This is a genomic window from Mycobacterium sp. ZZG (genome assembly GCF_054786995.1).
On record NZ_JBTBFV010000015.1, the window covers coordinates 93614 to 101066 of the forward strand.

6 protein-coding genes are annotated in these 7453 nt (G+C 68.0%); 4 read left to right on the forward strand and 2 right to left on the reverse strand.

Annotation, left to right across the window (positions count from 1 at the left end):
* Positions 1-7: 7 nt before the first annotated feature.
* The gene (locus ACXMYJ_RS11605; RefSeq protein WP_460356251.1) at positions 8-1732 is read right to left on the reverse strand and encodes a DEAD/DEAH box helicase; all 1725 of its coding nucleotides are present in this window, start codon (positions 1730-1732) and stop codon (positions 8-10) included.
* A 152-nt stretch (positions 1733-1884) separates the two neighbouring features.
* Positions 1885-2787 carry an SDR family NAD(P)-dependent oxidoreductase gene (locus ACXMYJ_RS11610; protein WP_460356254.1) on the reverse strand — a complete coding sequence of 301 codons (903 nt, stop codon included), beginning with the start codon at positions 2785-2787 and terminating at the stop codon, positions 1885-1887.
* A 117-nt stretch (positions 2788-2904) separates the two neighbouring features.
* Between ACXMYJ_RS11610 and ACXMYJ_RS11615 the strand changes: the two genes are divergently transcribed.
* The 4 genes from ACXMYJ_RS11615 to ACXMYJ_RS11630 form a co-directional block, all read left to right on the forward strand.
* The gene (locus ACXMYJ_RS11615; RefSeq protein WP_460356272.1) at positions 2905-3465 is read left to right on the forward strand and encodes a TetR/AcrR family transcriptional regulator; all 561 of its coding nucleotides are present in this window, start codon (positions 2905-2907) and stop codon (positions 3463-3465) included.
* Between the two features lie 177 nt (positions 3466-3642).
* Positions 3643-5268 (forward strand): chaperonin GroEL, encoded by a 1626-nt coding sequence (groL, locus tag ACXMYJ_RS11620; RefSeq protein ID WP_460356256.1) that lies wholly within the window; start codon positions 3643-3645, stop codon positions 5266-5268.
* A gap of 139 nt (positions 5269-5407) precedes the next feature.
* Positions 5408-6265, forward strand: a complete 858-nt coding sequence (locus ACXMYJ_RS11625; protein WP_460356258.1) for an endonuclease domain-containing protein — start codon at positions 5408-5410, stop codon at positions 6263-6265.
* Positions 6266-6436: 171 nt separating this feature from the next.
* On the forward strand, positions 6437-7453 hold a 1017-nt coding region (locus tag ACXMYJ_RS11630; protein ID WP_460356260.1), incomplete at its 3' end, for an IS256 family transposase.

Below are 7453 nucleotides of genomic sequence, written 5' to 3' on the forward strand. Positions count from 1 at the left end.
AGGCGCGCTATGCGGTCAATTCGCGTTGCAGCACGCGGACCGCGGCGATCCGCTCTTGCAGTTGCTCGCGGGTGGCGGCCGCCACCGGCGGGCCGCCGCAGCGGCGTCGCAGCTCGTTGTGGATCCAGCCATGCGGGCGGCCGGTGCGGTGATGAGCCAGCGACACCAGCGTGTTGAGCTCGGTGCGCAGCTCGCGCAGCTGGCCGTGTGTGGTCCTCGGGGCGGGCACCCCGGCTTCGGTGCGTTTGGTGAGCTGTTCTTCCTGCCTGCGCCGCAACAGATCCCGCATCGACTCGGCGTCGAGCAGGCCGGGGATGCCGAGGTAGTCGGCCTCCTCGTCGCTGCCGGCCGGGGTCGCCGTGCCGAACGACGACCCGTCGAAGATCACCTGGTCGAGTTCGGCGTCGGCGCCGAGGTACTCGATCTTGTTCTCTTCCTCGCCGGGCTCGTCGCGCTTCTGCTCGCGCAACTCGGCGTCGAGCGGATCCTCCAGCGTCTCGCGGTGCGGCTTGCCCAGCACGTGGTTGCGCTGCGCCTCCATCTCACTGGCCAGCAGCAGCAGGTTCGGCACCGACGGCAGGAAGATGCTGGCGGTCTCGCCGGGCCGGCGGGAGCGCACGAACCGTCCGATGGCCTGCGCGAAGAACAGCGGCGTCGACGCGCTCGTGGCGTACACCCCGACCGACAGCCGAGGCACGTCGACACCCTCGGACACCATGCGCACCGCGACCAGCCAGCGCGACGTGCCCGCGGAGAACTCCGAGATGCGGTCTGAGGCGCCCTTGTCGTCGGAGAGCACCACGGTCGGCACTTCGCCGGTGATCGTGGTGAGCAGGTCGGCGTATGCGCGGGCCGCCGTTTGGTCGGTGGCGATGATCATGCCGCCGGCGTCGGGCACGTGCTGACGCTTGCCCTGCAGCCGCTTGTCGGCGGCCGCGATCACTGCGGGCATCCATTCGCCCTTCGGATCCAGAGCCGACTTCCAGGCGCGCGCGGTCTGCTCCGCCGTCAGCGGTTCACCGAGGCGCGCCGCATGTTCTTCGCCGGCGCTGTCACGCCAGCGGGCTTCGCCGGAGTAGGCCATGAACATCACCGGCCGCACCACCCCGTCGGCCAGTGCGTCGCTGTAGCCGTAGGTGTGGTCGGCCACCGAAGTCCTGAACCCGGCGGCGTCCTCTTCGTAGGTGACGAACGGGATCGCGCTGTCGTCGCTGCGGAACGGGGTGCCGGTCAGCGCGAGCCGGCGCGTCGCGTCGTCGAACGCCTCCCGGATCGCGTCGCCCCAGCTCTTCGCGTCACCACCGTGGTGGATCTCGTCGAAGACCACGAGCGTCCTGCGGTTCTCGGTGCGCACCCGGTGCCGGGTCGGGTGGCTGGCCACCTGGGCGTAGGTGACGACGACGCCGTGATACTCCGAGGACGTCTGTGAGTTCGAGTTGGAGAACTTCGGGTCCAGCGCGATGCCGTGCCGGGCGGCGGCCTGTGCCCACTGGATCTTGAGGTGCTCTGTGGGCACCACGATTGTGACGGCCTCGACCGTGCCCTCGGCCAGCAGCTCGGCGACGATGCGCAGCGCAAAGGTGGTCTTGCCGGCGCCGGGGGTCGCGACGGCGAGGAAATCGCGCGGTTTGGCCGTCAGGTATTTGACCAGGGCCCGTCGCTGCCAGCCGCGCAACGCCTGGGTGCTGGGCGCGGCGGCGCCGCCAGCCGTGGGTGCTGGATCAGCCCGCACCCACGACTCCTCCCGACGAATGTGCCGTCTCTAACGGCGAAACCGGAATGCAGTCTAGGGCAGGCGGTTCCGCCACCGCATTTCTGCGGCGTGTCCTGGCGCGGCGTGTCCGAAGGCGCCCACGGCCAGGGACACGGTGTGAGCTTGCCGCCTCAGCCGACCGGGAACACCACCTTGGTCAATTCCTCGGAGACCGCCCACAGCCGCTGCTGCAACGCCATGTCGTAGGACTGCTCGCTGGAGGCGACCACGACGGGGTTGCCCCGTTGCTGGCCGATGCCGTCCGGTCCGTAGTACTGCCCGCCCAGCACGCCCGGATCGGTCGCGGCGCGCAGCGTCGGCAGCGCGCCCCGGTCGGCGGTCTGGGCGAACAGGACGGGGGCGGCGGCAAGGAAGGCGCGTTCGACCGGCCTGGGAAGGTTGCGCGCCAGCTCCGTGGTTGACGTCCCGGGGTGCGCGGCGACCGCGATCGTCTTGCCACGCGGGGCGAGTCTGCGCTGCAGTTCGTACGTGAACAGCAGGTTGGCCAGCTTGGACTGGGTGTAGGCACCCATCCGGTTGTAGCTGCGCTCCCACTGCAGGTCGTCCCAGTGGATGGCGCCGCCCATCTTGTGGCCGTTGCTGCTGACGGTCACGATGCGTGCGCCCGGGACATCGAGCAACTTCTCCAGCAGCAGGCCGGTCAGCGCGAAGTGCCCGAGGTGGTTGGTGCCGAACTGCAGCTCGAAGCCGTCGGCGGTGGTGCCCTTCGGGGTGGTCATCACCCCGGCGTTGTTGATCAGCAGGTCGATGCGCTGGTAGCGGTTCTTCAGGGCTTCCGCGGCAGCGCCGATGGAGGCAAGCGACGTCAGATCGAGCTCCTGGACCTCGACGTCACCGTCCATGCGGGACGCTGCCTGCCGGCCCTTCTCGGTGTCGCGCACCGCGAGCACCACGTGGGCGCCGCGGGCGGCCAACGCTTTGGCGGTCTCGAAGCCCAGGCCGGTGTTCGCGCCGGTGATGACGGCGGTGCGGCCGGTCTGGTCGGGGATGTCGGCGGCGGTCCAATCGGTCATGTCTTTCTCCTGGGGCTCGATACACTCGGTAAACGGGGCAATCGCTCCGGTTGCTCCGACTATACGGAACGCACGCCCCGTTTCGTGTTCGCCTGAAGGGAAATCGCGGTGACCTCGATGCGCCCGTTACGGGCCGATGCCGCGCGCAATCGCGCCCGGGTCCTCGAGGTCGCCTACGACACCTTCGCCGCGGAGGGGCTGGCCGTCCCGATCGACGAGATCGCGCGCCGGGCCGGGGTGGGTGCCGGCACGGTGTATCGGCATTTCCCGACGAAGGAGGCGCTGTTCGTTGCGGTGGCCGAGGACCGGCTGCACCGGATCGAGGCGCGAGCGCGCGACCTGCTTGCCACCGTCGGCGACGGTGAAGCCCTGTTCGCGTTTCTGCGCGAGATGATTCGCACCGGGGCCACCGACCACGGTCTGGTCGACGCGCTCGTCGGCTACGGCGTCGATCTGGAGACCGTGGCGCCGGGGGCCGAGGAGGCGTTCCTCGGCTTGCTCGGCGACCTGTTGGGTGCCGCGCAGCGGGCGGGTACGGTTCGGGCCGACGTGGGGGTCGCCGAGATCAAGGCCCTGCTGGTGGTGTGCAAAGTGCCGCAGCTCTACAGCGACGATGTCGCAGGCAGGGTGGCGCGGGTGGTCGAAGACGGCTTGCGGGCCCCGGCGGGAGCCGACTGAACCTTGCACTCACCCAGGTCGAGTGCTAAGAATGCAATTGGCACTCGCGACCGGTGAGTGCTAGGTCGGACCGGTGAGGTCGGGGCCGCATCTGCGAGCACAGCCCCAGCCGTCCGTCGCGGGCATCGATTCCGACCGACAAGACGTGCATCCCCAATCCGGAGGAAACACTTCGCAATGGCCAAGACAATTGCGTATGACGAAGAGGCCCGTCGCGGCCTCGAGCGGGGTCTGAACAGCCTCGCCGACGCGGTAAAGGTGACGCTCGGCCCCAAGGGCCGCAACGTCGTCCTGGAGAAGAAGTGGGGCGCCCCGACGATCACCAACGATGGTGTGTCCATCGCCAAGGAGATCGAGCTCGAGGACCCGTACGAGAAGATCGGCGCTGAGCTGGTCAAGGAAGTCGCCAAGAAGACCGACGACGTCGCGGGTGACGGCACCACCACCGCCACCGTGCTCGCCCAGGCACTGGTCCGTGAGGGCCTGCGCAACGTGGCCGCCGGCGCCAACCCGCTCGGCCTCAAGCGTGGCATCGAGAAGGCCGTGGAGGCCGTCACCCAGACGCTGCTGAAGTCGGCCAAGGAGGTCGAGACCAAAGAGCAGATCGCCGCCACCGCCGCGATCTCCGCGGGCGACACCCAGATCGGCGAGCTCATCGCCGAGGCCATGGACAAGGTCGGCAACGAGGGTGTCATCACCGTCGAGGAGAGCAACACCTTCGGCCTGCAGCTCGAGCTCACCGAGGGCATGCGCTTCGACAAGGGCTACATCTCGGGTTACTTCGTGACCGACGCCGAGCGCCAGGAAGCCGTCCTGGAGGATCCCTACATCCTGCTGGTCGCCTCCAAGGTGTCGACCGTCAAGGATCTGCTCCCGCTGCTGGAGAAGATCATCCAGTCCGGCAAGCCGCTGCTGATCATCGCCGAGGACGTCGAGGGCGAAGCCCTGTCGACCCTGGTGGTCAACAAGATCCGCGGCACCTTCAAGTCCGTCGCCGTCAAGGCCCCGGGCTTCGGTGACCGTCGCAAGGCAATGCTGCAGGACATGGCTATCCTCACCGGTGGCCAGGTCATCAGCGAAGAGGTCGGCCTGTCCCTCGAGACCGCCGACGTCTCGCTGCTGGGCAGGGCCCGCAAGGTCGTCGTGACCAAGGACGAGACCACCATCGTCGAGGGCGCCGGTGACCCCGAGGCCATCGCCGGCCGGGTGGCCCAGATCCGTGCCGAGATCGAGAACAGCGACTCCGACTACGACCGCGAGAAGCTGCAGGAGCGCCTGGCCAAGCTGGCCGGCGGTGTTGCGGTGATCAAGGCCGGCGCTGCCACCGAGGTGGAGCTCAAGGAGCGCAAGCACCGCATCGAGGACGCCGTCCGCAACGCGAAGGCAGCCGTCGAGGAGGGCATCGTCGCCGGTGGCGGCGTGGCCCTGCTGCAGTCGGCGCCTACGCTGGACGACCTCGGCCTCAAGGGTGACGAGGCCACCGGTGCCAACATCGTGCGTGTCGCGCTGTCGGCTCCGCTCAAGCAGATCGCCTTCAACGGTGGTCTGGAGCCCGGTGTCGTCGCCGAGAAGGTGTCGAACCTGCCCGCGGGTCACGGCCTGAACGCCGCGACCGGTGAGTACGAGGACCTCCTCAAGGCCGGCGTTGCCGACCCGGTGAAGGTCACCCGCTCGGCGCTGCAGAACGCGGCGTCCATCGCGGCGCTGTTCCTCACCACCGAGGCCGTCGTCGCCGACAAGCCGGAGAAGGCGTCCGCACCTGCCGGCGACCCGACCGGTGGCATGGGCGGTATGGACTTCTAAGTCCCTGTACGAAGAGGCCCGGTCCCGTTCGCGGGGCCGGGCCTTTCGTCATCCCCAGTGTGGGTCCTATGCACAGGATTGCATCGAAAAGCGTGCAGGAGGCCCACTTTCGTCGGCACTCGTGGCGACGGTCGGGGGTGTGGAACCTTTTCTGGGCAGTGCCGCTGTGCGCAATGGCCGCCTCACCCGCCGTGGCCTGGCTCGCCATTACCGCGCGATCTTCCGTGATGTCTACCTTCCCAAGGACGTCGAAGTCACAGCCCGGATCAAAGCGGAAGGCGCGTGGTTGGCGACGGGCGCCGTTCTCGGCGGGATGTCGGCTGCCGCTGTCTTCGGGACCAAGTGGATCGATGCGACCGCACCCGCAGAGATCGTTCGCCCCGACCGGCACTCAGCCGCAGGCATTGTCGCGCACTCATGGCATTTGGCGGCTGAAGAGACATGCCTCGTCGCCGGCGTCGACGCGACGACACCCGCACGCACCGCCTTCGATATCGGCCGTACCCGCCCACCCGATCAGGCGATACCGGTCATCGACGCGCTGATGAACGCGACACGCGTCTCTGCGGCTGAGATCGCAGCCGTCGCTGCGGCGCACCCGGGTGCCCGCGGTGTCGCGGGGATACCCCGGCTGCTGGACCTCGTCGACGGCGGTGCGGAATCGCCGCAGGAATCCAGGGTGCGGCTTGTCCTGGTGCGCGGTGGACTGCCTCGCCCGAAGACCCAGATCGTGTTCAAAGACTTGCGTATTCGTGTTGACATGGGATGGCGTGAGTGGAAGGTCGCCGTCGAGTACGACGGTGTCCAGCACTGGAACGACCGCAGCCAGAGGTCCTGGGATATCGAGAGACTCGCACTGCTGGAGGCTGCGGGATGGGCCCTGATACGGGTCAGTAGTGACATGCTGCGCCGGCCCGAGGTCATCGTCGAACGCGTTCGCGCCAAACTGATCGAACGTGGGGCCTATGCGCAGATATCCGGCAGTCTCCGTGCATAGGGCCCACGCTCGGCGGGCTAGAGCGTATGCAGCGGTGGGTTGCGTCCAGCAGAGTGGTGTACGAGTCGGACCTGATCAGCGGTACCGGCGTGTCGTAGCCGACTGATTGAGGGTCATCGCGTGATTCTTCGAGAGACCGACCAAAGTCACTCGAGCAAAGGAATCAACGCGATGACCACTGCCCACAATATCGACCTGCCCGCGGTGCTTGCCGAACGACTCACCACCGCCCATCCCGACGTGTTGCGCGAGCTGCTGGCCACGTTCATCCACACCCTGATGGGTGCTGAGGCCGACGCCCTGTGCGGCGCCGGCTACGGCGAGCGCAGCACCGAGCGCACCAACTCCCGCAACGGCTACCGGCACCGCCAGTTCGACACCCGCGCGGGAACATTGAATCTCGCAATCCCGAAGCTGCGGCAGGGCTCGTACTTCCCGGACTGGCTGCTGGAACGCCGCAAACGCGCGGAGCGGGCTCTGACGACGGTGGTCGCGACCTGCTACCTGCTCGGGGTTTCGACGCGGCGGATGGACAAGCTCGTCGAAACTCTCGGCATCACGTCGTTGTCGAAGTCGCAGGTGTCGGTGATGGCCAAGGAACTCGACACCGCCGTGGAAGCGTTCCGCACCCGCCCCCTGGATGCCGGGCCGTACACGTTCGTGGCCGCCGACGCCCTGGTCCTCAAGGTCCGCGAGCAGGGCCGGGTGGTCAACGTGCACGCCCTGATCGCGGTCGGGGTCAACAAGGAGGGCTACCGCGAGATCCTCGGTATCGACGTCACGACCGCCGAGGACGGGGCCGGCTGGTTGACGTTCTGGCGGTCGCTGACCGCCCGCGGACTGTCTGGGGTCAAACTGGTCACCAGTGACGCCCACGCCGGCCTGGTGGCCGCGATCGGCGCCACCCTGCCCGGCGCGACGTGGCAGCGCTGCAGAACGCACTACACGACCAACCTGATGAGCGTCACCCCGAAGGCGTCCTGGCCCTGGGTACGCACCCTATTGCATTCGGTGTTCGACCAACCCGACGCGGAATCCGTTGCTGCACAATACGACCGGATCATCGACGCGCTCGCCGACAAACTGCCCAAGGTCGCTGATCACTTGGAGGCAGCCCGGCCAGACCTACTCGCGTTCACCGCGTTCCCCAAGCAGATCTGGCGCCAGATCTGGTCCAACAACCCGCAG

Bases quoted from the DNA above. Each gene is read 5' to 3' on its own strand.
- ACXMYJ_RS11610 (WP_460356254.1), bottom strand. From the start codon at position 2,787: ATGACCGATTGGACCGCCGCCGACATCCCCGACCAGACCGGCCGCACC.
- ACXMYJ_RS11615 (WP_460356272.1), top strand. From the start codon at position 2,905: ATGCGCCCGTTACGGGCCGATGCCGCGCGCAATCGCGCCCGGGTCCTC.
- groL (WP_460356256.1), top strand. From the start codon at position 3,643: ATGGCCAAGACAATTGCGTATGACGAAGAGGCCCGTCGCGGCCTCGAG.